Below are 21,442 nucleotides of genomic sequence, written 5' to 3' on the forward strand. Positions count from 1 at the left end.
TGAGGGAAGTTTCCTGCACAAATTTGACCCCCCTCGATGGGGGTGAAAATTTGCCCTATGAAGAAGTGAGTGGGCCCAATCAAACCGATGGACCCAACACTTCTAATCATACGACTTCGGTGCAAAGGTCACCTTCGGTCGTTTCCTGCTGATGGTAAATATCGTATAAAATGAAGCGATTAAGCAATATCAAAAATAATAAAGTCCGAATAATAGGGGGCTAGACCAGGAAGGCAAAAGAAACTACCCACCTATAGCTTCAAAACAATGGATTGGTAAGAAGGTGGATTGGGATGACAAGCAAATGCTCCAGTTGGATCTGAATACATTTGGTAAGTTCAAAAAAATAAATATTGGAGCTCTCTCTGGTGTAATGAAGTGCAATTCAAACAGAGAGTTTGATTTCATGATTTTGTTTAAAAATGTTGAATCAGCATTCCTCAATAATTAAAAAATAATTGAATATGAGAAATTTCCTGCATATACTATTCTTATTTTGCTTCATTTGCCTGGCATGTGAGAGTGATGTTATAGAGAATAAAGAACGAATTAAATTTAGTGTTTCCGATAGTATCAGAAGTTTTAAAATTCCTGATGATTATGACGGTTACAGCTCAAAAATTCAGTTTATCACGAATTTTAATGGAAGTGATGTATTAGTGTTTTTAAACTTATAATGGAAATAGTTTACTACTTTATGAATTTGAAACTGGAGAGCATATCGAAACAATTAGATTTAACGCAGAGGGCCCTGATGCATTTCCTTACATTTTAAATTTCAATGTAATAAGTCCAGACTCAATATTATTAGTGAATTTTGAGCAGTTTGCTTTTTTCAATAAAGATAGTGAACTTATTAATCAATATAAAATTTCTGATTTTAACAGTGATTTCAATGAACGAATTGTCTTGTTTAACGACTTTTCTTATAATTTTGAAATCCCTGTAATTGATAATTTACTAAAAGCAGGTGGATCTCCCAATGACTTCATGTTCACAGATGGGAATTTAGAAAGTTATGAAAACATTGGCTTAAATTTAGATCTAGATTTATTGAAACATGAACTCTTTGTCCAAAGTCAGCGCTATCCTTCCGACTATTTTAAGGATGGTTTTATGAACCCATTGTATTCTAGAGTGGTAAATCATTTAAATGAATTTGTTTTCTCATTTAATGACGACTACATCTATCAACTAAAAAATAAAACACTAGTTAAGCACAAGGCTAAAGCTAATTTATTCGGTAAAGAATCCGAAAGAAGGAGGAAAGAGGTGTTCATCGAGCAAGAAGATTATGTAAAATTTATTTTTGCTAATGATAGATATGGAAGTCTTTTCTTTGATTCTACTAATAAATTATACTACAGATTTGCATATAGAGCCTTGCAAAATCCTTTCAGTCAGGCTGAGTTAATGGACAACTTCTCATTTCCAAAAAATCAGAGTATAATCATCCTTGATGAATTTTTCAATGTAATCAATGAGATTCATTTGGAAGAGGATTTATATGTTTTAGAAAATTCTTTTGTTGGGCCTGATGGTTTATATATTTCAATTAACAACCCCAACAACCCTGACTTTAATGAAGACTTTAATTCTTTTGTTAGAATTCAAATAGAGAAACCTGAATAATAACACTTTATTTAATTACTTCTTAAATTTAAGTTGAAGCAACTCCTCTTATTTTCCTATCTTTCCTTCAATATCACTTTATACCTTCATGCTGTACCACAGTAACTTTAATTATGAAATTCCACAAGTTACTTTTCGTATGCAGTCTTTTAAATTAAAGGGTGGGCACATCATAGGATAGGGCCCACCCACTTCACTATGAAGCAAATTTTAGCCTCAGTTAAGCGTGTGCTAGGTGTTCTGGATACTCACCACTCCTTATTGTCGATGTAACTTAATATAAAACCAAAAAAAAAGCTGAAAGCAAGTCCTACCTGCCATCAGCCTTTTTTAAAAATGCTTCTATGCTAAAACATTTACGAGTTTTCTTTCAAATTTTCCTGAGCCAAGCGAAACTCCGGCTCCAGCGCTAAAGCTTCCTGAAAAGCAGCCACCGCATCGGACTTGCTGCCCTGCGCCACATACACCAGGCCCTTTAAGTTTAAGGCTGCCGCGCGTAGACTGATCTCTTGCGTCTGATTATCCCCAAGGTTAAACCCGATTTTTTCTTCTGCAGACTTCCGGTCTCTCACGATCATCGAGATAGAGTTCAAAGCTTCCTCATGCTTTTCTAACTGCAGCTGAAGCGTAGCCGTACGATACAAGGTGAAAATATCGTTACTCAGTAGATACAAACGCTCAAACTGCGGCAGCGCACGGTCTAAAGCACCCAGCTGCTCTAAAGAATAAGCAGCCACCTCTAAAGCCACCAAATTTCGATCGTCGCGCTCTAATAGATCGAGTGCAGACACGGCCGCTGCACCGAATTGATTGTTTTCGAAATAAAGCGATACCAAAAGCTCCGCATAACGCGTGTTATTCGGGTTTCTTTCGATCAGCTCTAATAACTTCACCCGTGCTGCGGATAAATCATTATAACGTAGTGCCAACTGATAGACGCGCTGGTCTGCCTCATTTCTTCTGCGTAATGTTTCAGAAATTTCCTGACCCTCTTGCTGCTGCGCCTGCTGCTCCTGTGCCTCTACGAGACCGACTGTACCTAGTAATAGGCATGCGATCAGGCTTACTTGTTTACAATTCATTTTTTTTCGTTTGTGTAATTCCTCTTAATGCGGCTAATTTCGTCAAGAAAGCGAGCGCCTCCTCTCTGTTGTTTTGAATTTCGCCCTCAAGTATAGCTTCTTTTATTTCGTTTTTCAACTCTCCGACGATTTTTGAAGGTTTTAATTGGAAAAGCTCCATAATCTCTTCCCCACTTACAGGAGGCTGGAAGTTGCGCACCTGATCCTTCTCCTCGACCTCCAGCATTTTTTGTTCCACCTTGTCGAAGTTCGCCAAGTATCGTTTTACGCGGGCATTATTTTTCGAGGTGACATCAGCACGACAGAGTGTCATCAGATCTTCGATTTCATCTCCCGCATCAAACAGCAAACGGCGTACTGCCGAGTCCGTCACCTTATCCGATACCAAAGCGATAGGGCGTAAATGTAACCGGACGAGCTTCTGCACGTACTTCATGCGCTCATCCATAGGCAACTTTAAACGCTTAAAAATGCCGGGAGTCATGCGCGCTCCCTTATCTTCATGACCATGAAAAGTCCAGCCCACCTTCTGCGAATACCGCTTGGTGGCAGGCTTGGCGATATCATGCATGATGGCCGCCCAGCGCAACCAAAGGTTGTCCGTATGCTTCGAAATATTATCCAACACCTGTAAGGTATGGTAGAAATTGTCTTTATGCGAGCGATCGCCCACAGAATCCACCCCCTGCAGCTCCACCATTTCAGGAAAAAACTCTTGAAGTAAACCACTTACGAAAAGCAGCTTAAACCCATAGGAAGGCTGCGGACACAAAATAATTTTATTCAACTCATCGATAATCCGCTCCTGCGATATGATGGAGAGACGTCCTGCATTTCTGCAGATTCCCTCGAAGGTTTCCGGCTCGATATCGAATTGCAGCTGCGCTGCAAAGCGAATCGCACGCATCATCCGCAAAGGATCATCCGAAAAAGTGGTGTCCGGAGCCGCTGGGGTACGGATAATTTTGCGCTTCAGGTCTTTTAACCCTTCAAAAGGATCGATTAGCTCCCCGAAACGGTCCCCATTAACACATATCGCCAGCGCATTAATCGTAAAATCACGTCGCTCTTGATCCTCTTCGAGTGTGCCATCTTCCACGATAGGTTTCCTGCTGTCCCGATGATAGGACTCCTTCCGAGCACCCACGAACTCGATATCATAGTCGGCCAGTTTCACCATAGCCGTCCCGAAATTCTTAAACACACTGAGCGGCACGTGCGCGTCGTAGCTTTTGGCTACCGCTGTGGCCAGTTCGATTCCACTGCCTACACAGACGAAATCAATATCCTTTTTCAAGCCTCTTCCCAGCAGGTAATCGCGCACAAAACCACCCACCACGTAAGCTTCCATGCCCATACTGTCAGCGATACGTCCTACTCGGGTAAAAATTTCATGCCCCGCTAAGGCCTCCAGATGCTTCATGCTTTTAAAATCTTAATACCGCCCTCTGGATCTAAGTAGAGCGCTTTATGTCCTTTCGCCTGTAGCAAAAAGGGCGCATCTACCACGAAAATTTCCGCTCCTTCTGGCACCTGCACGGGGTACTTGGCGAAAACCACCTGGCTGATCGAAAAGAGCAGGCCATTCCATGTGGGATGCTTGATGACTGAAAAGCGAATAATCCCATCCTTCACAGGACCGGCCTGGAGCACCGAATTGACGGGGCTATGGTATACCGTAGGCTTAGAAGCGAACTGTACGATATCTAGCGAAACTTCCGAAAAAGGAGGGCAGATGCTTCGAATTTGAAATAAATCAAACAGCAGCGCGGTCCCTTCCTGCCCATCTTCTGATGACCAGTGCGAGGCCAAAACCCACTCCATCGGCTGCCCTAAGGAATCTTTTACCCAAACGCGCCCCTTTTGGCGGATAGCCTCCAGGAGGCCTGCTGTACCTTGAATTTCTTTACTCATTTTGCAAATTTACTATTCTTTATGATTCAGTCCCTCATCTTGCCTTTAAAATAGCACTGATCCCCTGCGCTCGCCTCCTGTAAATGGGCGCAGCTCGCTAGCTTGCTAACAGTTTGGGGCCTGACGTGTTACACAAGTATGAAAAAATGCATGTCACCCCACACCACAGGCACGCACCGCCGCTACGCCATTTTGGCCACGATGGCGGTAAGTCTCCTTTTACTTTTGGGCTCCGCCCAAAGGACCTTTGCGCAGCGCACCTACACCTTAGAACCGGAGAAAAGCAGCTTCCAAGTCGCCGGCACCTCTACCCTACACGACTGGTCGCTCACAGGAAAAAAAGGGAGCGGAACCTTAGAGGTGGAAGTCGATGAAGGGAAACTGAAAAACATCGCGCCTTTTACCTTAAAGTTGGAAACCAAGTCCCTAAAAAGCGATCAGGATAAAAGCGCCATGACCGAAAAAGCACATAAAAGCTTGCGGGCAGAAGAACATGGGCATATCGCATTTGAAGCGAAAAAAGTGGAAATCCTCTCTTCCAAGCGGCTGCGCGTGAGGGCACCTGGACGATCGCAGGTGAAAAAAGTACCCAAAAGCATGAGTTTGACTACAGCTTGGACGAGAAACTCACGGTCAGCGGAACAGCAAAACTAAAGTTCTCTGACTTTAAGTTGGATCCGCCGACGGCACTACTGGGAAGCATCCGCGTGCGGGATGAAACGGAAATCAAGCTAGACCTCTCCTTCAATAAAAAAGAGTAGAGCACGCCAAGTTGCAGAAATTTTGCCTACCTTTGAATCCCATAAGAACACCAATTAAATCCCATCCATTCTTATGGCTTCTTCCAGCACTAAGTACATCTTCATCACCGGAGGTGTGACCTCTTCTTTAGGCAAAGGCATTATCGCAGCTTCTTTAGCGAAACTTTTACAGGCACGCGGCCTGACAGTCACCATCCAAAAATTCGACCCCTACCTGAACATCGATCCAGGCACATTAAATCCATACGAACATGGGGAATGTTACGTGACGGAAGATGGTGCGGAAACTGACCTGGATCTCGGGCACTACGAGCGCTTTTTGGATACGCCGACCTCCCAGTCAAATAATGTCACCACCGGCCGCATCTATAATAATGTCATCACGAAGGAGCGTAAAGGAGAGTATCTGGGCAAAACCGTGCAGGTGATCCCCCACATCACGGATGAAATCAAGCGCAACTTCCTAAAGCTCGGCGAGGATGGCAAGTTCGACATCGTCATCACCGAGATCGGCGGCTGCGTGGGCGACATCGAATCGCTGCCCTTTATCGAGGCCGTCCGCCAGGTGAAGTGGACATCGGGGTAAATAACTTTTTAGTCATTCACCTGACACTCATCCCGTATTTGGCTGCCGCCAAAGAGCTGAAAACCAAGCCTACGCAGCACTCCGTAAAACAGCTTTTGGAGGCAGGTATTCAGCCCGATATCCTGGTCTGCCGCACCGAACATCACCTGCCTACTGAGGTGAAGAAAAAGCTGGCCCTATTTTGTAATGTGCAGCTCAACTGTGTGATCGAGGCCATGGATGCGGAGACGATATACGATGTCCCTTTGCTCATGAAAAAGGAGAAGCTGGACGAACGGGTGATGACCAAGTTAAAGCTCAGCTCACGTGTGAACACAGACCTGGAGCAGTGGAAAGAGTTCTTGGGCCGCCTAAAAAACCCTACCCAAGAGGTCACAATCGGGCTAATCGGCAAATATGTCTCGCTTCCTGACGCCTACAAGTCGATTATAGAAGCCTTTATCCACGCAGGGGCCGCCACAGAGTGTAAGGTCAACTTGCGCCTGATTTCTTCCGAGGAGCTAAACGAAGAGAATATTTCCAAAAAATTAGAAGAGCTGGATGGCATATTAGTGGCCCCTGGCTTCGGAGAAAGGGGTTTTGAGGGCAAAATTCAGACCGTAAAACATGCTCGTGAGCAGCAAATACCCTTTTTCGGCATTTGCCTCGGCATGCAAGTGGCCGTGATCGAAGCAGCACGACACCTGGCCGGACTAGAGGGAGCCAGTAGCACGGAAATGCACCCTGACACCCCGCACCCCGTCATCGGCCTGATGGAAGACCAGAAGCAGGTGGTGAACTTAGGGGGAACCATGCGCTTAGGCTCCTATATTTGTGAGCTAAAAAAAGGGACGAAAGCCTATGCCGCCTACGGCAAAGGAAAGGTGAGCGAACGCCATCGCCACCGCTATGAATTAAATAATGACTACCTCGAAACCCTGGAACAGGCCGGCCTTCATGCCAGCGGAATAAACCCCGACACAGGCTTGGTGGAGGTGATCGAGCTAAAAGAACATCCTTGGTTCGTGGGCACCCAGTTCCACCCGGAGTATAAGTCCACGGTCTTAACCCTCATCCTTTATTTATACGCTTCATTCGTGCAGCGATAGACTATAAGGTGACGCGTTAAGGCGGCTTACCCCGGCTGGGGCCTAGCTAATCAGTAGGAAATAGCCGAAAATCCGCTATTATTCCTTACTTTTGCATTTCAGAATACCAAGAACATATTTATGGATAAGAATCAAGCGACGGGATTAATCCTTTTCGCAGCCGTTTTACTCGGCTATTCCATCTTTTTCGCTAAAACGCCTGAGCCTATCGACGTCCAAGAGGGCAAAGAAGCGACAGAAAAAGTGGAAGCAGCCCGAGAGGCGGATGTAGCCGAAGACATCTCTACTTTCCAACTTCCGGACTCCCTTCTCGATCTACAGGCCCTACAGAAATTTGGTGCTTTCGCAGCGTTAACTAAGGGAGAGGCGAATACGTACACCATTGAAAATGAATTACTCGCAGTAGAGATTTCTTCCCAAGGGGGTGAAATCAAACGGGTGCGCTTGAAGGAATTTACCACTTGGAACAAGCAGCCCCTGTACTTATTGGATGAAAATTCTTCTTCCATCTCCTACACGCTTCCGACACGTCAGGGGGATTTTGATTTGAACGAGTTTTTCTTCCAAGCCAAAAGTAGTACGGAAGAACGCGACGGGGTGACGCTCCAGGTCCTTACCTTTACTGCACAGGCCGATCAGGGCAGCATCACGCGTACCTACCGCTTGGCGCCTAACAGCTACGCCTTAGAAAAAGGTATCGCTGTGGATGGATTCCGCCAGCAGCTTATGGATGGGCCTATCGCCATCAACTGGGAAGACCGTCTGAAAAAGTTAGAAGCAGACATCGAAGAGTCGCGTAGAAAAACGAATGCGAACTGGTTTTTCGCAAGCGACAGCTACGATTATTTCGGCGTAAATTCGAATAAGTCCGAGACACTTTCGGAGCCTGTTCGCTGGGCGAGCTTCAGCCAGCGCTTCTTCACCTCCGCGATTTTAGCAGATGGAGAGCCTTTCTTGAATGGCCGCATCGCACAGGATACCCCATCAGATACCCTTTCGGTGAAAAACATGAGCTTGGCCTTAGCCTTACCTTTGGCCGAAGGCCAAAATGAACTGCGCTATTACTTCGGGCCGAACAACTATAAAATCCTAAAGACGATCGCCCCGAGCTTCGAAAAGAACGTGGACATGGGCTACTTCTTTGTGAGCTGGGTGAATAAATACATCATCGTAAATCTTTTCCAGTTTTTAGAGCGCTATGTGAGTAACTACGGGGTAATCATTATCCTTATCGTACTCATCATCAAGCTTTTCCTATTCCCGCTGACCTACAAATCGTACATGGGCATGGCGAAAATGCGGGTGATAAAGCCGGAGATCGACGAACTGAAAGAGAAGTACGGAGATGACCCTACGAAAATGCAGACTGAGCAGATGAAGTTATTCAGCCAGCTGGGTGTGAGCCCGATCAGTGGCTGTCTACCGCTACTGCTTCAGATGCCTTTTCTATTTGCGATGTTCTTTTTCTTCCCGAACAGTATAGAATTGAGAGGGGAATCCTTCCTCTGGGCGCATGATTTATCTACCTACGATTCGATTATCAACTTGCCTTTCACGATACCTTTTTACGGTTCGCATGTGAGCTTATTTACCTTATTGATGACAGTCTCGCAGATCGCGTATACGAAATTCAACAATCAGCTTTCCACGCAGACGGGACCTTTAAAGAATTTAGGATACATCATGCCGATAGGCTTTATGTTTATCTTGAACTCGTTTCCTGCCGCTCTTTCTTTCTACTATTTCGTGTCGAATATGGTGACTTTCGGTCAGCAGGCGCTCATCAAGTTGTTTGTAGATGATGCGAAAGTGCGTCAGAAGGTAGAGGAGAACAAGAAGAAAAACGTAAACAAGAAAAAGTCAAAATTTCAGCAGCGTTTAGAGGATGCGATGCGAGCTGCCGAAGAGCAGAAGCAAGCGAACAAAAAGAAGAAATAAGTCTTTTTACGTGCTGCAAAAATAGAAAAGCGGGCCTTTGGGTTCGCTTTTTTCTTGCCTCATTCGAAGACTGAAAATCAGCAGTCTGGAGCCCCGCGTAGGCGCTTTCCTTAAAGTCCCTGTGATTAGCATTTAGAAATAGCCATATAAATGGTATATTTGTCCTTGTGCTAAAAACTAATCCAAACCGCGATGATAACAATCACCTTCTTAGGTCATTCCAGCTTCCAGATGGAAGTGGGTGGCAAGCATTTGATTTTTGATCCATTCATCAGTCCAAATGAAAAAGCAGCCGCCATCGATGTAGACAGCTTGGCAGCAGATTACATACTACTTTCACATGGCCATCAGGATCATGTGGCGGATGTGGAGCGGATTGGTAAAAGAACGCAAGCCACCCTGGTGGCGAATTTCGAGATCGCGAGCTACTATGGAGGAAAAGGGATAGAAAACTATCACCCCTTAAATCACGGCGGCAGTAAAGTGTTTGATTTTGGCCGTGTAAAGTATGTCAACGCGATTCACTCCAGTGTGCTGCCAGATGGCACCTATGGAGGAAATCCAGGAGGATTCGTCATCGAACATGAAAAGGGAGCTTTTTACTATGCTGGTGATACCGCCCTTACCTATGACATGAAATTAATCGCTGAAGAGTTTACCATTGACTTTGCACTCCTTCCGATCGGTGATAATTTTACAATGGGGATTGATGATGCGCTGAAGGCGGCAGACTTTGTAGGCACTGATAAAATCATCGCCATGCACTTCGACACCTTCCCTTACATCGAAATTGATCTAGAAGAAGCCAAGAGGAAAGCGGCAGCAGCGAAAAAAGAATTGATTGTTTTAGAAATCGGACAGTCTATTACCTTATAAATGACTATGGGAAAAGTAATAGCGATAGCCAATCAAAAAGGCGGTGTGGGCAAAACCACCACAGCGATGAATTTGGCTGCGAGTTTAGCGGTCTTAGAATACAAGACCCTGGTGATCGATGCCGATCCACAGGCGAATACCACTTCCGGCTTGGGCATCGATCCTAAATCTGTAGATAAAAGTATTTACGAATGCATGGTGGACGGCGTGGAAGTAGCTCAAATCGCTATTCCTACGGAGATCAACCATTTGACCCTGGTGCCCTCGCATATCGACTTGGTCGGTGCCGAGGTGGAAATGATTAATTTGGAGAGCCGGGAGGAAAAGATGCGCGAGGTCATCGCCCCCATAAAGGCCGATTATGACTTCATCATCATCGACTGCTCGCCCTCGCTTGGTTTGATTACCATTAATGCGCTGACGGCTGCGGACAGTGTCATTATCCCCGTGCAGTGCGAGTATTTTGCCTGGAAGGCTGGGCAAGCTCCTGAATACGATCAAGATCATCCAGACCCGCCTGAATCCGGCGCTGGAAATCGAAGGTATTCTGCTGACGATGTACGATGTGCGCTTACGTCTATCGAACCAAGTGGTGGAAGAAGTCAAAATGCATTTTGCTGACCTGGTTTTCGAGACCATCATTCCTCGAAATGTAAAATTAAGTGAGTCCCCCAGTTTCGGCCTTCCCGCCATCGCTTTCGATGCTGACGGAAAAGGCGCTGTGGCTTACCTCAACTTAGCGAATGAAATCGCAGCGAAAAATGGAATCGCAAACTTAAATGCTTAAAGGATTTTAATACGATGGCGGATAAAAAACAATTTCAGAAAAAAGCGGCTTTAGGCCGAGGCCTGGGGGCACTCTTGCAGGACTCGCCAGCGAAAAAGCAGGAGGAAAGACCGCTCACCCCTGCCCCACCGGCTGCGGGAATCCATGAAATCCGCCTAAGTGATATTCAGGTCAATCCCTACCAGCCGAGAACACATTTCGACAAGATAGCACTCGAGGAGCTGGCCGAGTCCATCCGCGTGCAGGGCATCATTCAACCTATTACCGTCCGCCGCCTGGAGGAAGACACGTATCAGTTGATCTCAGGGGAACGTCGTTTTCAAGCCTCTAAACTCGCTGGTTTAGAGCGTGTTCCCGCTTATGTGCGTACCGCGAACGACCAGCAGATGCTGGAAATGGCACTTATCGAGAACATACAGCGGGAGAATTTGAATGCTCTGGAAATCGCCCATTCCTATCAGCGCTTACTCTCTGAATGTGACCTCAAGCAGGAAGAGCTCGGCGACCGTGTGGGTAAAAAGCGGACCACGGTGAATAACTACCTGCGCCTTTTGCGCCTGCCGCCAGACATTCAGGCAGGACTTCGGGACCAACAGATTTCAATGGGCCATGCTCGGGCACTGGTGAATATCGAGGACATCGATGTGCAGCTTTCTCTGTATAAAAAAATTATCGCTGAGGATTTAAGTGTTCGGAAAGTGGAAGCGATGGTAAAGGCCCTGCATGAACCGAAAGAACCCACAGAAGAGACGAAAAAGGAGGCCATAGATCCCTATAAACAGTACGAGCTGAACAAGTTGCAGCAGCGCCTCGCCAGTCATTTTGGCACTAAGGTGGCTGTAAAGGCGGATGCGAAGGACAAAGGCGAGATCAAAATTCCTTTTACTTCCACAGACGACTTAAACCGCATTTTAGAACTTTTAGCTGTTATTTAATGCGCCCGAACAGGCCTTTTGCCTGCGACAAAGCTGCCCGTATGAATCGATTCATGCCTTTTCTACAACGACGCCTTTTAGGAATGCTGCTTCTGGTTTTAGGGGCAGCTTCTGCTGTTTATGGGCAGGATACCGTACAGCGATTAGACCCACGTTTAGAACAGCAGGCTGTAGCAGCCTCAACGAGGCCTTTCGCACACCGAAAAACCCAAGGGTGGCCACCATTCTTTCGGCTGTTTTACCAGGTGCAGGACAGATCTACAATGAAAAACCTTGGAAGGTACCTATCTTATATGGTGGTATTTTAACGAATACCTACTTCGTGGATTTTAACGGCAGGCGCTTTGCTCTGTTTCGTGATGCCCTCATCGCTTTCGATGCTGAAGAACCGAATCAGTTTCCGAACCTAAACCGCGATGGACTCGTGCGTAATGTCAATTTTTGGCGGAGAAATCGCGATACGACCTTTCTGATTTACTTGATTATTTACGTATTGAATATTGCAGATGCCAACGTGGATGCACACTTATCGGGCTTTGATGTTTCGGAGGACCTTAGTTTTCGCTGGGAACCCTACCAGGAGATTAGCCCCTTGGGCCTGCCCCACTTTGGCCTGCGTTTAAAAATTAATTTAAATTGACATGAATATCCTTTTACTGGGCTACGGCAAAATGGGGAAAATTATCGAAGAGATCGCCCTTTCCCGTGGTCATCAGATTATAGCCCGCATTTCAGAAGAAAATAAGGAAGAACGGGATGCCTTAACTCCTGCGGCTATCGATGTGGCTATCGAATTTAGCGCCCCTGAAGCAGCGGTAGCAAACATCAGCTGGGCACTAGAACGAGGTATCCGCGTGGTCTCCGGCACCACCGGTTGGCTATCGGAGAAGCCACGCTTAGATGCCCTGGCTTCCGCACAAGAAACCGCTTTCTTCTATGCTTCTAATTTTAGTATCGGGGTCAACATATTCTTTAAGGTGAACGCCTTTCTGGCCAAGCTCATGCAGGAGCAGTCTGCCTATCAGGTGGCCATAGAAGAAATTCACCATACAGAAAAAAAAAGACGCCCCATCCGGCACAGCGCTGACCCTAGCCGAAGGTGTATTGGCCTCACTCCCTGCCTACAGCGGGTGGACACTTGCTGAAAATATGTCCGAAAACGACACACGTTTACCGATTACGGCCAAGCGTATTGACCCTGCACCGGGCACACATACGGTCACCTATACCTCTGAAATAGATACACTTAGCATAAATCACACCGCCCATAGCCGTCAGGGATTTGCCCTTGGCGCGGTATTAGTGGCAGAATGGATAAAAGATAAAAAAGGTATCTTATCCATGGATGATTTCTTATCTTTCTAAAAATTTTTCCTTCATGAGTGAACCTAAAAAGAAAAAGTCCGCCCTGAGAGAGTGGCTGGACGCCCTGCTCTTTGCGGTGGTAGCCGCCAGTATCATTCGCTGGCTGCTATTAGAACCCTTTACGATCCCCACAGGCTCCATGGAGAAATCCCTACTGGTAGGTGACTTCCTTTTCGTGAGTAAAATGCACTATGGCGCCCGTTTTCCCATGACACCACTGCAGGTGCCACTTACCCATCAGAAAATCTGGGGAACCGATTCAGACTCTTATGTAGAGTGGATAAAGCTCCCCTACTGGAGACTACCCGGCTTTAGCAGCATTAAAAGAAACGATGTAGTCGTCTTTAACTATCCTGAGGAGCTCGAGCATCCCGCCGACCTAAGAACGAATTACATCAAACGGGCCGTGGGCGTCCCCGGTGATATCATCGAAATCGAACGCACACAGGTGCAGATTAACGGGAAACCAGCAGATGATCCCGAGTTGATGCAGTTTTCCTACGACGTCATGACGAATAAAAGTCTCTCTGCAGCCTTTTTCGATCGATTCGGTATCAACCCAGACTCCTTCTTCGCCTTTCGGGATAATAGTGGCTACATGGTATCCACTACACCGGAAGTGGCACGCCAGCTGCAGGAAAGCGCAGAGGTAGACCGTGTCAACCTACGTCTCGACCGACAGGGTTATGGGGATCCGCGGATTTTTCCGGATGGAGATTATTTCGGATGGAATAAAGATTATATGGGCCCGATAGAAATCCCCGCGAAGGGTTGGACCATTTCCATTAATGAAGAAACGATGGCCAAATACGCCCGCACCATCCAGCATTACGAGCGCCTGAAAGATGTTCGTGTGGAGGGCAATAAACTATTTATAGACGGTCAAGAGGTACAGTCCTACACCTTCCGGCAAAACTATTATTTCATGATGGGTGATAACCGGCACGATAGTTTAGACTCGCGGTACTGGGGATTTGTCCCTGAGGATCATGTCGTTGGAAAAGCCTGGTTCCTATGGTTGTCCCTGGATAAGCACAAGAGCATGTTCTCTAAGATCCGCTGGAACAGAATTTTTAAAGGTATCGAGTAAAGGGAGCCTGCTGCTGCCGATTCCATCATACGAGCAGATAAGGTGCTGGCGCAAAATTCAGAGAGGCCTCCACCACAAAAAAAGAGACTACTTCGGTGGTCTCTTTTTTTTTGGATTCCAAGAGCCAAACCGATACCTGCTCAGCGGCTCGCTAGACCTAAGACAGGCTACATGACCTACCTAAACCAAAAAAAATCACCATTTTATGGGTGTCAAACCCTGCTCCTGCAGAAAAGCATTCGTCTGAGAAAAGTGCCCGCAGCCGTGAAATCCTCGATGAGCAGAAAGCGGGCTAGGGTGCGGAGCGTGCAGCTTAAGATGTTCCGGCCGATGCAGGATGGCAGCCTTTTTTTGGGCGTAAGCCCCCCAAAGCAAAAAGACCATCGGCGCCTCCCGTTCGGCTAATACCCGAATGACGGCATCTGTAAACTGTTCCCAGCCCTTTTTCTGATGCGAGCCAGCCTGATGCGCCTGCACGGTAAGCGTAGCATTTAGAAGGAGTACGCCCTGCTCCGCCCAGCGGGTCAGATCGCCATGCTCGGGAAAGGGAGTCCCCAGATCGCGACGAATCTCCTTAAATATATTTTGCAAGCTAGGAGGAAAGGGCACGCCCTGCTGCACGGAAAAAGAAAGCCCATGTGCCTGATTAGGACCATGATAGGGGTCTTGCCCTAAGATAACCACCTTCACCTGTTCGAGCGGGCAGGCCTCGAATGCTTTGAATATAGCACTCCCCTTAGGAAAAACCTGCGTCTGCTGATACGCCTCCCGAACGAAGGCGGACAGGGCTAGGAAGTACGGCTGTGTAAACTCTGCGGCTAAGGCAGCCTTCCAAGAGGGCTCAATTTTTACATCCATTTTGTAGGCTTTTCGTAAAAGAATGAAACGCTTTATGTAATTTTGATCGTTCTTCACACAAAATTAAACGTTTCATGGTAAGTGCCATTACAGAGGGAATAAAAGTTAGCGTGCGTGTCCAGTATCAGCGGGCCCATTCGAGTCCCTGGCAGCAGCACTATGTCTTCACCTATCACGTAGAAATCGAAAATAATTCGCCCTATACCGTGCAGCTGCTGCGCCGCAAGTGGGAAATTTTCGATGCCGCTGATAGCAAAAAAATCGTGGAGGGCGAAGGTGTCGTCGGACAGCAGCCCACGCTGGAGCCTGGTGAAAAACATGCCTATGTGTCGGGATGCAACTTAAAATCGGGCCTTGGAAAGATGCTCGGCACCTACACCATGGAGCGGATCGTCGATGGACAGCTTTTCGATGTAAACATTCCCGAATTCCAGCTTTTAGCGGAAGACCTGCAAAATTAAGCCTGTATGGCCACTCCCTATTTCCATTTCCGCATGCATTGGCGTCGCTGGTGGCTGGCGGAGGGGCGGCACTCCCTGCAGTCCCCCCTGCTCCTGCAGCTATACGATGCCATCGCCCAGGCAGATCCTATACCCCCTCTGGAACAGGTTGTTCGAAAGCTACTTCCCTCCTATCCACTCCATAGTATAAACGAGCAGGAAAGCATCCCGCCTCAGATTATCCAAACCGAACCTGCGGGCATCTGGCTGGTGAAGGGGCTTTACAGCCGACCTAAGCGTTTTCAGCAGTGGCAAAACTGCGTGCAAGCCCCTCTTCTGGCTATCGAAATCCAAGGGGAAGGCCTGCTTTTCACTGGCAGCGCCTTTAGTCCCGGGCATTATATTTTTGACTTGTAAGCACGGAAAAAGAGTTCGCTTCCGGCCCTAGGGCCAATGGAATTGTAACAGGATTCCTGCACAAAGCGTCCGAAGTGAGGCGAAAATAGCTTTTCATATTCTTCTGCCTCTCCTCCGAAGGGAGGCCCCTCCTTTTCGAAGTATCGGTTAAACAATACCCCCACCAATTGCCCCCCCGGGGCTAAGAGCTCCTTCATCTTAGCCACATACGCTGGCCGCAGATCAGGCTGTAGCGCACAGAAGAACGTCTGCTCTAAAATAAGGTCATACTGGCCTGATGGGCAAAAAAATCGTGCTGATGCAAGTGCGTAGACGGGAAATTCGGATGGCGCGCCTGAAAATCAGCGAGAGGCGCGTGGGAAAGATCCAGCACATGCGTGTTCAAGAAGCCAGACTGATAGGCATAAGCCGCCTCATAAGCATTCCCAGCGCCAGGGATTAATATTTTTAGAGACTTGTCCGTGATTTGGTCTAAATATTGCTTCAGCGGAGGAGAGACTTGACCCAGGTCCCAGCCCGTATTTTTAGTCAAATAGCGGGAAGTCCAGTAATTTTCATTTAATTTTGTTTCCATAGAACAAACGAGCGATTAACGTAATAGTACAGAGCTTATGCAGACAAATCCTACACCGCCGCCGGCCCGATCTGATCGAAATAAAAACATCCTGATCATCGCCTTGGCTATCTTAGTGCTGATTAGTGGTATCAAACTTTTTCTCGACCACCAAGACAAAAATAAGAAAACACAGGAGATCCTCGTCCTTTCGGAGGAAAATAACGAAATCAACCAGCGCTTGGACTCTGTTACCTATCAGTTGGATCTCCGCATCCAAGAAATCGAGCGCCTAGGCGGTGACGTGGCCGCCTTGGAGGAGATTCGTACGCAACTAATAAACGAGCGAAATTCAGAGAAGCGCCGCTCGGCACAGGAAATTGAGCGCCTAAACCAGCGCTTAAAATCTTATATCGCACTTTTAGACGAAAAAGACGATGAGATTATAGCTTTGCGCAACGAAAATCAGCAGCTTTTCGCTGAAAACCAAGACCTGAAAACCAATCAGGCACGCATCGAAGAGCGCGTCGTGGAGCTGGACCAGCGCAGAGAAGAACTGGAGAAAAAAGTGGACTTGGCTGCCCGTCTAAAAGCAGAAAACATAGAGATCGCCGCTGTTAATAGAAGAGGACGTGAGCGTACAGATGGTTTCCGCAACAGACAGTTAGAGACCTTAAAAATCAGTTTTACACTAGCTGACAACCCCGTAGCACCGCATGGACCGCGTGATATTTTCATTCAGATTTTGGCACCGAATAGCCAGCCTATATTCGATATCGCGAAAGGCTCTGGTACCTTTATGATCGATGGCCGAGAAGAGTTTTATACCATGAGCCAAGCGATTATGTTCGATAATACCCAGCAGGCACTGGAAAACTTTTATGATAAAGAGACCAAGTACGACACTGGAGAGCATACGGTGCGCATTTATGCTGATGGTTACTTGATCGGAACGGGTAAATTTGAAGTAAAATAAAGCTTTTCGGCTGTAAGGAACATTTATGAAAGCGTCAGGTCTTGGACTTGACGCTTTTTTTAGCTACTTTTGCGGACTGTTTAAAAAACAATTATCTATTATGTTCCAAAGAAACTACGAGACGGTATTCATTTTAACTCCCGTTTTGTCTGATGTTCAGATGAAGGATACCGTAGACAAGTTCGTGAACTTGTTAAAAGAAGAGGGGGCAGAGATTGTCAATGTGGAAAACTGGGGGCTGAAAAAATTAGCCTATCCTATTCAGAAGAAAACCACAGGATTCTATGTAATGGTAGAATTTAAGGCACTTCCTGATTTAATCAAGAGGTTTGAAGTTGAGCTGAGACGTGACGAAACGGTGATGCGCTTCCTAACAACTGTTCTCGATAAGCATGCATTAGCGTATGCGGAGAGAAGAAGAAAAGGCGAATTTAACAAGAAAGAAGCTAAGGAGGAGCAAGCATCATGACATTAAGAAACGAACCAATCAACCGCGTAGAGAATAGAAAAAAATACTGCCGCTTCAAGCGTCATGGTATTAAGTATATCGATTATAAAGATCCTAACTTCTTATTGAAGTTTGTTAACGAGCAGGGTAAAATTCTTCCAAGAAGATTAACCGGAAACTCAGCTAAATATCAGAGAAAAGTAGCTAATGCGATCAAGAAAGCTAGAATTTTAGCTCTTCTACCGTTCGTAACCGATGGTTTAAAATAGGCCAAGGATTCTCTTTAATAGTTAAAAATTAACACAACAATGGAAGTAATCTTAAGAACAGATATTAAAGGGTTGGGTTACAAAAATGACTTGGTAAATGTAAAGCCAGGTTATGGAAGAAACTACCTGATCCCACAGGGCTTCGCAGTACTAGCGACAGCTTCTAATAAGAAAGCCCTTGCTGAAAACATCAAGCAAGCAGCGCATAAAGCAGAGAAAATCAAAACAGAGGCGGTTAACCTAGCAGAGAAACTTCAGGGCATTACCCTAGAGATCAAAGCAAAAATCGGTGACTCTGGTAAAATTTTCGGTAAAGTAACGACACTTCAGATTTCTGATGCCTTAGCTGTCTCAGGGAATCGAGATCGACAGAAAGAAAATTGAAATCACCATGCCAGTAGGTACTGCAGGTGAGTTCGAGGCCGATGTAGATCTTCATAGAGAAGTGAAAACAAAAGTGAAATTTGTTGTGGTAGCTGAGTAAGCACACGAACAATAGAAACAAAAGGGGCCTTCGCCCCTTTTTTTATTCCCTTTCAGGCGCCTCACAAAAACACATGAGGACCAAAACAGGCTGCCGGAAAAGCCTTTAGCGCCAGGCTCTTCGCAAAAGCCAGAAAGCTGCAGCACTGCCCCACAATCCTTAAATCCAGCTCTTGCTTAAAAAGCCCGCGTCACTTTTTCTAAATCGTCAAGCAGCTTCTGCGAAACAGCGCGTGGCTGTACAGCCTTTTTTTCGCTCAGTAAGGCATGCGCCTTTTGGCTCTTTTCGATTAGGCCCACTGGATTCTTGTCGGCCACGAAACTGTTCCAGCACCAAGACAATTCCGCCGGTAGGGTTTCGTCCAAACCAAGCTTTTCCAGCTTTTCTAACGTTTGCAAGACCGTTTTTTCCATTTTTTCCTCGTTCATAGCTTTCATGATTTTAATCAAAACATCAATTTTTTAAATAAACCCAAAACTAAAGTGCGCCATTTTTTCATAAATCGCAAATAAATCACCTATTTTTTAAACCAAAAATAATAAGAAAACACTTCCAAGCCCCCATTCAGGTACTCCATCTAACCCTAACAAAAGAATCGGGAAACAAAAATCGCCTCTTCTCCAAATCCTATTTTTTTCAACTGAATATAAAGCGCTTAAATAAAAACCCTCTTTTTTTTAGGCAGCTCTCTTGGATATTTGAGGGCATAAGCCTACTTTTGTACCACAATTACGGAAAGCAAACGCGTTTTCTAAAGTTTATTGACCATGGTGTAACTGGCAACACGTCTGATTTTGGTTCAGAAGAGTCTAGGTTCGAGCCTAGTGGGTCAACATTTCACCTCCCTACGGAGTTTTTTTATGTCTAATTTTGAAGCCCTACTTTTAAAGCTGAGGGGCTGTTTTTTCGAAGCATTTTCCACTAACTTCGTGAAATTTCTACTCCATGCTGCTGCACCTTTTCCTTTTGCTGCTAGCTTTGCCCTCCTGCTTTTCGGAGCGGATAAACTAGTCGCTTCCGCCTCTTCCATCGCAGGAAAACTGGGCGTTTCGCCCTTATCATTGGCCTGACGATCGTGCCTTCGGCACCTCAGCCCCTGAACTTGTCATTAATGTCATTTCCTCGTACAAAGGCTCCTCGGAAATGGTCATGGGAAATGTTCTAGGAAGTAATATCTTTAATATCTTGGTCATAGGAGGCACCTGTGCCCTCATCTACCCTCTTAGCGTTCAGCGCACCACCACCTGGATCGAAGTTCCCCTCGGTCTGCTCGCTGCTTTCGCGATCTTCTTTGCAAGCCAAGACCGCCTAATCGATCGGGCGAGCAGCGATACCATTCAAGCCAGCGAAGGCTGGATGCTGCTCCTCTTTTTTCTCGTCTTTTTTGCCTACAGCATAGCCGTAGCACTGAAAAGCAAAGACACTGCACAGGGCCCGGCGCAGAGCTCTTGCCCTATGCCTGGATCTGGCTGCCCACAGGACTTCTCCTACTCCTCTATGGAGGCCACCTCTTAGTCGAAAACGCGAAAGCCATCGCCAGCCTCTTGGGCATGTCCGAACGCCTCATCGGGCTAACCATCGTCTCAATCGGCACCTCCCTGCCCGAACTTGTCACCGGCATCGTAGCAGTGCGTAAAAAACAAGCCGATATCGCGATCGGAAATATCGTAGGGTCTAATATTTTTAACGGATTTCTCGTGCTCGGCATTTCCGCTACCATCCGCCCGATTCCCGTCACTGCACTTACCGATGTCTACGTACACCTCCTGGCCGCAGCACTCTTATTTGTGCTCATTTTCAGGGGCGCAGGGCGCCAAATAGATCGCGTAGAAGGTGGCTTTCTCCTCTTCTTATATGGGCTCTACATGACCAGCCTTCTGCTCGGAATCGGATAGACAAAATAACCCTTTCGTCAGCCTGAACGTTAGAGTCACTATACACTTTTACCGCTATGCTTAAAACGCTTGTATTCGACGTAAACGAGACGCTGATCGATCTCAGCCCCGTACGCCTTTCTGTAAATTTGGCCTTCGGCCGAGAGGGCGCCTACAGTCAGTGGTTCACCTCCCTGCTCCATCAAAGCTTGGTCCAAAGTGCCCTGGGCCAATCCCATGACTTTTCTTCCTTAGGCCTAGCCGCCCTCCGCGCCATGAACACCCAAGAAGACCGTGGACTGGGAGAAATCGAGCTGCTGGAAGTGATGGATAGCTTCCGCATCTGCCGTGCACATGCCGATGTCGCCGACAGCCTAGAAACTCTAAAAACGGAAGGTTATACGCTTATCGCGCTCAGCAACAGTGAAGAAACAGGGCTTCATAAACTGCTACAGCAGGCCGACGTGGCGTCATTTTTCGACCATATCATCGGCGCTGAACGCTTTCGACGCTATAAACCCCACGCTGAAGTGTACACCGGTGCGCTGCGAGCAGCAAAAAAACTCCCCGAAGAAAGCGTCCTCATCTCCACCCATAGCTGGGACCTGGAAGGCGCCCATGCCGTCGGCTGGAAAACCGCCTACCTCCTCCGAGAAGGCATCGCCTTTTTCCCCCTCCACCATAGCCCTGACTTCCTTTTGGAAAATCTAACGGAGCTGGGCGCTGCACTGGAAGCAGAAAAAGCGCCTTAAAACAGGCGCTTCCCAAAACCCCAGGTATATACCTACACGTCATTTTCACTCCAACAGCTACACGAGTTTCACTCAAGCAGCTCCGGCCTGGCCATCCGAAAAGGAGGAGCGAGATGCTCCGCAAGAAGGCCTCTAAAGCGCGCTTCTCCGCACCTGTTAATGAAAGCTTGACGAGCAGCTCGGACGTTTCCGGAAATAAAGGATCATCCGCAAACTCAGGCCGTGGCTTGGGCCGTGCCATTCCTGCATCGTACATATTAAGCACGCCTTCTAAATGTGGAAACAGTCCATTATGCATGTAAGGAGCCGTAAAAGCC

23 protein-coding genes and 5 pseudogenes are annotated in these 21,442 nt (G+C 46.8%); 21 read left to right on the forward strand and 7 right to left on the reverse strand.

Annotated elements, in window-relative coordinates; genetic code table 11:
• Positions 1-693: 693 nt before the first annotated feature.
• Positions 694-1,632: pseudogene (locus tag A3SI_RS15030) on the forward strand (DUF4221 family protein); the annotation flags it as partial.
• A gap of 356 nt (positions 1,633-1,988) precedes the next feature.
• Here A3SI_RS15030 and A3SI_RS15035 read toward each other — a convergent pair.
• The 3 genes from A3SI_RS15035 to A3SI_RS15045 are packed head-to-tail and all read right to left on the reverse strand — an operon-like array spanning position 1,989 to position 4,628.
• Complete coding sequence (locus A3SI_RS15035) at positions 1,989-2,714, reverse strand: tetratricopeptide repeat protein (protein WP_009057256.1); 726 nt, start codon at positions 2,712-2,714, stop codon at positions 1,989-1,991.
• Entirely contained in the window at positions 2,704-4,137 is a 1,434-nt protein-coding gene (locus A3SI_RS15040; protein WP_009057257.1) for a CCA tRNA nucleotidyltransferase, read from the reverse strand. The genes A3SI_RS15035 and A3SI_RS15040 overlap by 11 nt, the downstream gene beginning before the upstream one ends.
• Entirely contained in the window at positions 4,134-4,628 is a 495-nt protein-coding gene (locus tag A3SI_RS15045) for a hypothetical protein (protein ID WP_009057258.1), read from the reverse strand. Before A3SI_RS15045 ends, A3SI_RS15040 begins: the two co-directional genes overlap by 4 nt.
• A 150-nt stretch (positions 4,629-4,778) precedes the next feature.
• Between A3SI_RS15045 and A3SI_RS15050 the strand changes: the two genes are divergently transcribed.
• The 10 genes and pseudogenes from A3SI_RS15050 (at position 4,779) to lepB (ending at position 14,054) form a co-directional block, all read left to right on the forward strand.
• Positions 4,779-5,282, forward strand: coding sequence for a hypothetical protein (locus A3SI_RS15050; protein ID WP_009057259.1), 504 nt, complete (start codon positions 4,779-4,781; stop codon positions 5,280-5,282).
• Entirely contained in the window at positions 5,243-5,389 is a 147-nt protein-coding gene (locus tag A3SI_RS19120; RefSeq protein WP_156810337.1) for a hypothetical protein, read from the forward strand. Before A3SI_RS15050 ends, A3SI_RS19120 begins: the two co-directional genes overlap by 40 nt.
• Positions 5,390-5,462: 73 nt before the next feature.
• Positions 5,463-7,083, forward strand: a pseudogene (locus A3SI_RS15055) (CTP synthase).
• A gap of 100 nt (positions 7,084-7,183) precedes the next feature.
• Positions 7,184-9,001 carry a membrane protein insertase YidC gene (yidC, locus tag A3SI_RS15060; RefSeq protein ID WP_009057260.1) on the forward strand — a complete coding sequence of 606 codons (1,818 nt, stop codon included), beginning with the start codon at positions 7,184-7,186 and terminating at the stop codon, positions 8,999-9,001.
• Positions 9,002-9,193: 192 nt separating this feature from the next.
• On the forward strand, positions 9,194-9,877 hold the full coding sequence (locus A3SI_RS15065; RefSeq protein WP_009057261.1) for a metal-dependent hydrolase: 684 nt from the start codon (positions 9,194-9,196) through the stop codon (positions 9,875-9,877).
• Positions 9,878-9,883: 6 nt separating this feature from the next.
• Positions 9,884-10,664 (forward strand): annotated as a pseudogene (locus tag A3SI_RS15070) (ParA family protein).
• Between the two features lie 14 nt (positions 10,665-10,678).
• The gene (locus A3SI_RS15075) at positions 10,679-11,599 is read left to right on the forward strand and encodes a ParB/RepB/Spo0J family partition protein (protein ID WP_009057262.1); all 921 of its coding nucleotides are present in this window, start codon (positions 10,679-10,681) and stop codon (positions 11,597-11,599) included.
• Between the two features lie 142 nt (positions 11,600-11,741).
• Complete coding sequence (locus tag A3SI_RS15080) at positions 11,742-12,239, forward strand: DUF5683 domain-containing protein (protein WP_238531811.1); 498 nt, start codon at positions 11,742-11,744, stop codon at positions 12,237-12,239.
• A gap of 1 nt (position 12,240) precedes the next feature.
• Positions 12,241-12,964: pseudogene (gene dapB, locus A3SI_RS15085) on the forward strand (4-hydroxy-tetrahydrodipicolinate reductase).
• Between the two features lie 13 nt (positions 12,965-12,977).
• The gene (gene lepB, locus A3SI_RS15090; protein WP_040671122.1) at positions 12,978-14,054 is read left to right on the forward strand and encodes a signal peptidase I; all 1,077 of its coding nucleotides are present in this window, start codon (positions 12,978-12,980) and stop codon (positions 14,052-14,054) included.
• A gap of 195 nt (positions 14,055-14,249) precedes the next feature.
• Here lepB and ung read toward each other — a convergent pair whose 3' ends face one another.
• On the reverse strand, positions 14,250-14,912 hold the full coding sequence (gene ung, locus A3SI_RS15095; protein ID WP_009057268.1) for a uracil-DNA glycosylase: 663 nt from the start codon (positions 14,910-14,912) through the stop codon (positions 14,250-14,252).
• A 74-nt stretch (positions 14,913-14,986) separates the two neighbouring features.
• Here ung and apaG point away from each other — a divergent pair, with 74 nt between their 5' ends.
• Together apaG and A3SI_RS15105 are read left to right on the forward strand one after the other, a co-directional pair.
• Positions 14,987-15,373, forward strand: a complete 387-nt coding sequence (apaG, locus tag A3SI_RS15100) for a Co2+/Mg2+ efflux protein ApaG (protein WP_009057269.1) — start codon at positions 14,987-14,989, stop codon at positions 15,371-15,373.
• A 6-nt stretch (positions 15,374-15,379) separates the two neighbouring features.
• The gene (locus tag A3SI_RS15105) at positions 15,380-15,769 is read left to right on the forward strand and encodes a hypothetical protein (RefSeq protein WP_009057272.1); all 390 of its coding nucleotides are present in this window, start codon (positions 15,380-15,382) and stop codon (positions 15,767-15,769) included.
• Here A3SI_RS15105 and A3SI_RS22985 read toward each other — a convergent pair.
• Both A3SI_RS22985 and A3SI_RS22990 read right to left on the reverse strand, forming a co-directional pair.
• Positions 15,751-16,029, reverse strand: a complete 279-nt coding sequence (locus tag A3SI_RS22985) for a class I SAM-dependent methyltransferase (protein ID WP_316929233.1) — start codon at positions 16,027-16,029, stop codon at positions 15,751-15,753. The genes A3SI_RS15105 and A3SI_RS22985 overlap by 19 nt on opposite strands.
• The gene (locus A3SI_RS22990) at positions 16,023-16,343 is read right to left on the reverse strand and encodes a class I SAM-dependent methyltransferase (RefSeq protein ID WP_009057276.1); all 321 of its coding nucleotides are present in this window, start codon (positions 16,341-16,343) and stop codon (positions 16,023-16,025) included. The genes A3SI_RS22985 and A3SI_RS22990 overlap by 7 nt, the downstream gene beginning before the upstream one ends.
• 37 nt (positions 16,344-16,380) lie before the next feature.
• Here A3SI_RS22990 and A3SI_RS15115 point away from each other — a divergent pair, with 37 nt between their 5' ends.
• The 4 genes and pseudogenes from A3SI_RS15115 (at position 16,381) to rplI (ending at position 18,499) form a co-directional block, all read left to right on the forward strand.
• Entirely contained in the window at positions 16,381-17,298 is a 918-nt protein-coding gene (locus A3SI_RS15115) for a hypothetical protein (protein WP_009057277.1), read from the forward strand.
• Positions 17,299-17,398: 100 nt separating this feature from the next.
• Positions 17,399-17,767 carry a 30S ribosomal protein S6 gene (rpsF, locus tag A3SI_RS15120; RefSeq protein WP_040671124.1) on the forward strand — a complete coding sequence of 123 codons (369 nt, stop codon included), beginning with the start codon at positions 17,399-17,401 and terminating at the stop codon, positions 17,765-17,767.
• Positions 17,764-18,015 (forward strand): 30S ribosomal protein S18, encoded by a 252-nt coding sequence (gene rpsR, locus A3SI_RS15125; protein ID WP_009057281.1) that lies wholly within the window; start codon positions 17,764-17,766, stop codon positions 18,013-18,015. Before rpsF ends, rpsR begins: the two co-directional genes overlap by 4 nt.
• A 39-nt stretch (positions 18,016-18,054) precedes the next feature.
• A pseudogene (gene rplI / locus A3SI_RS15130) lies at positions 18,055-18,499 on the forward strand (50S ribosomal protein L9).
• A gap of 176 nt (positions 18,500-18,675) precedes the next feature.
• On the opposite strand, the gene A3SI_RS15135 reads toward rplI, so the two are convergent.
• Positions 18,676-18,927, reverse strand: coding sequence for a hypothetical protein (locus tag A3SI_RS15135; RefSeq protein ID WP_040671126.1), 252 nt, complete (start codon positions 18,925-18,927; stop codon positions 18,676-18,678).
• Between the two features lie 501 nt (positions 18,928-19,428).
• Here A3SI_RS15135 and A3SI_RS21230 point away from each other — a divergent pair.
• From A3SI_RS21230 to A3SI_RS21245, 4 genes are read left to right on the forward strand one after another with little or no spacing between them, the layout of a single operon-like run.
• Positions 19,429-19,569: a hypothetical protein gene (locus A3SI_RS21230; protein WP_238531804.1), complete on the forward strand. Its 141-nt coding sequence runs from the start codon at positions 19,429-19,431 to the stop codon at positions 19,567-19,569.
• Between the two features lie 46 nt (positions 19,570-19,615).
• On the forward strand, positions 19,616-20,014 hold the full coding sequence (locus A3SI_RS21235) for a hypothetical protein (protein ID WP_238531812.1): 399 nt from the start codon (positions 19,616-19,618) through the stop codon (positions 20,012-20,014).
• Positions 19,948-20,394, forward strand: coding sequence for a sodium:calcium antiporter (locus A3SI_RS21240; RefSeq protein WP_238531805.1), 447 nt, complete (start codon positions 19,948-19,950; stop codon positions 20,392-20,394). Before A3SI_RS21235 ends, A3SI_RS21240 begins: the two co-directional genes overlap by 67 nt.
• 56 nt (positions 20,395-20,450) lie before the next feature.
• A complete protein-coding gene (locus A3SI_RS21245; RefSeq protein ID WP_009057291.1) occupies positions 20,451-21,125 on the forward strand; it encodes a haloacid dehalogenase type II in 675 nt (224 codons plus the stop codon).
• Positions 21,126-21,442: the final 317 nt, after the last annotated feature.

The organism is Nitritalea halalkaliphila LW7, assembly GCF_000265075.1.
Lineage (GTDB): Bacteria > Bacteroidota > Bacteroidia > Cytophagales > Cyclobacteriaceae > Nitritalea > Nitritalea halalkaliphila.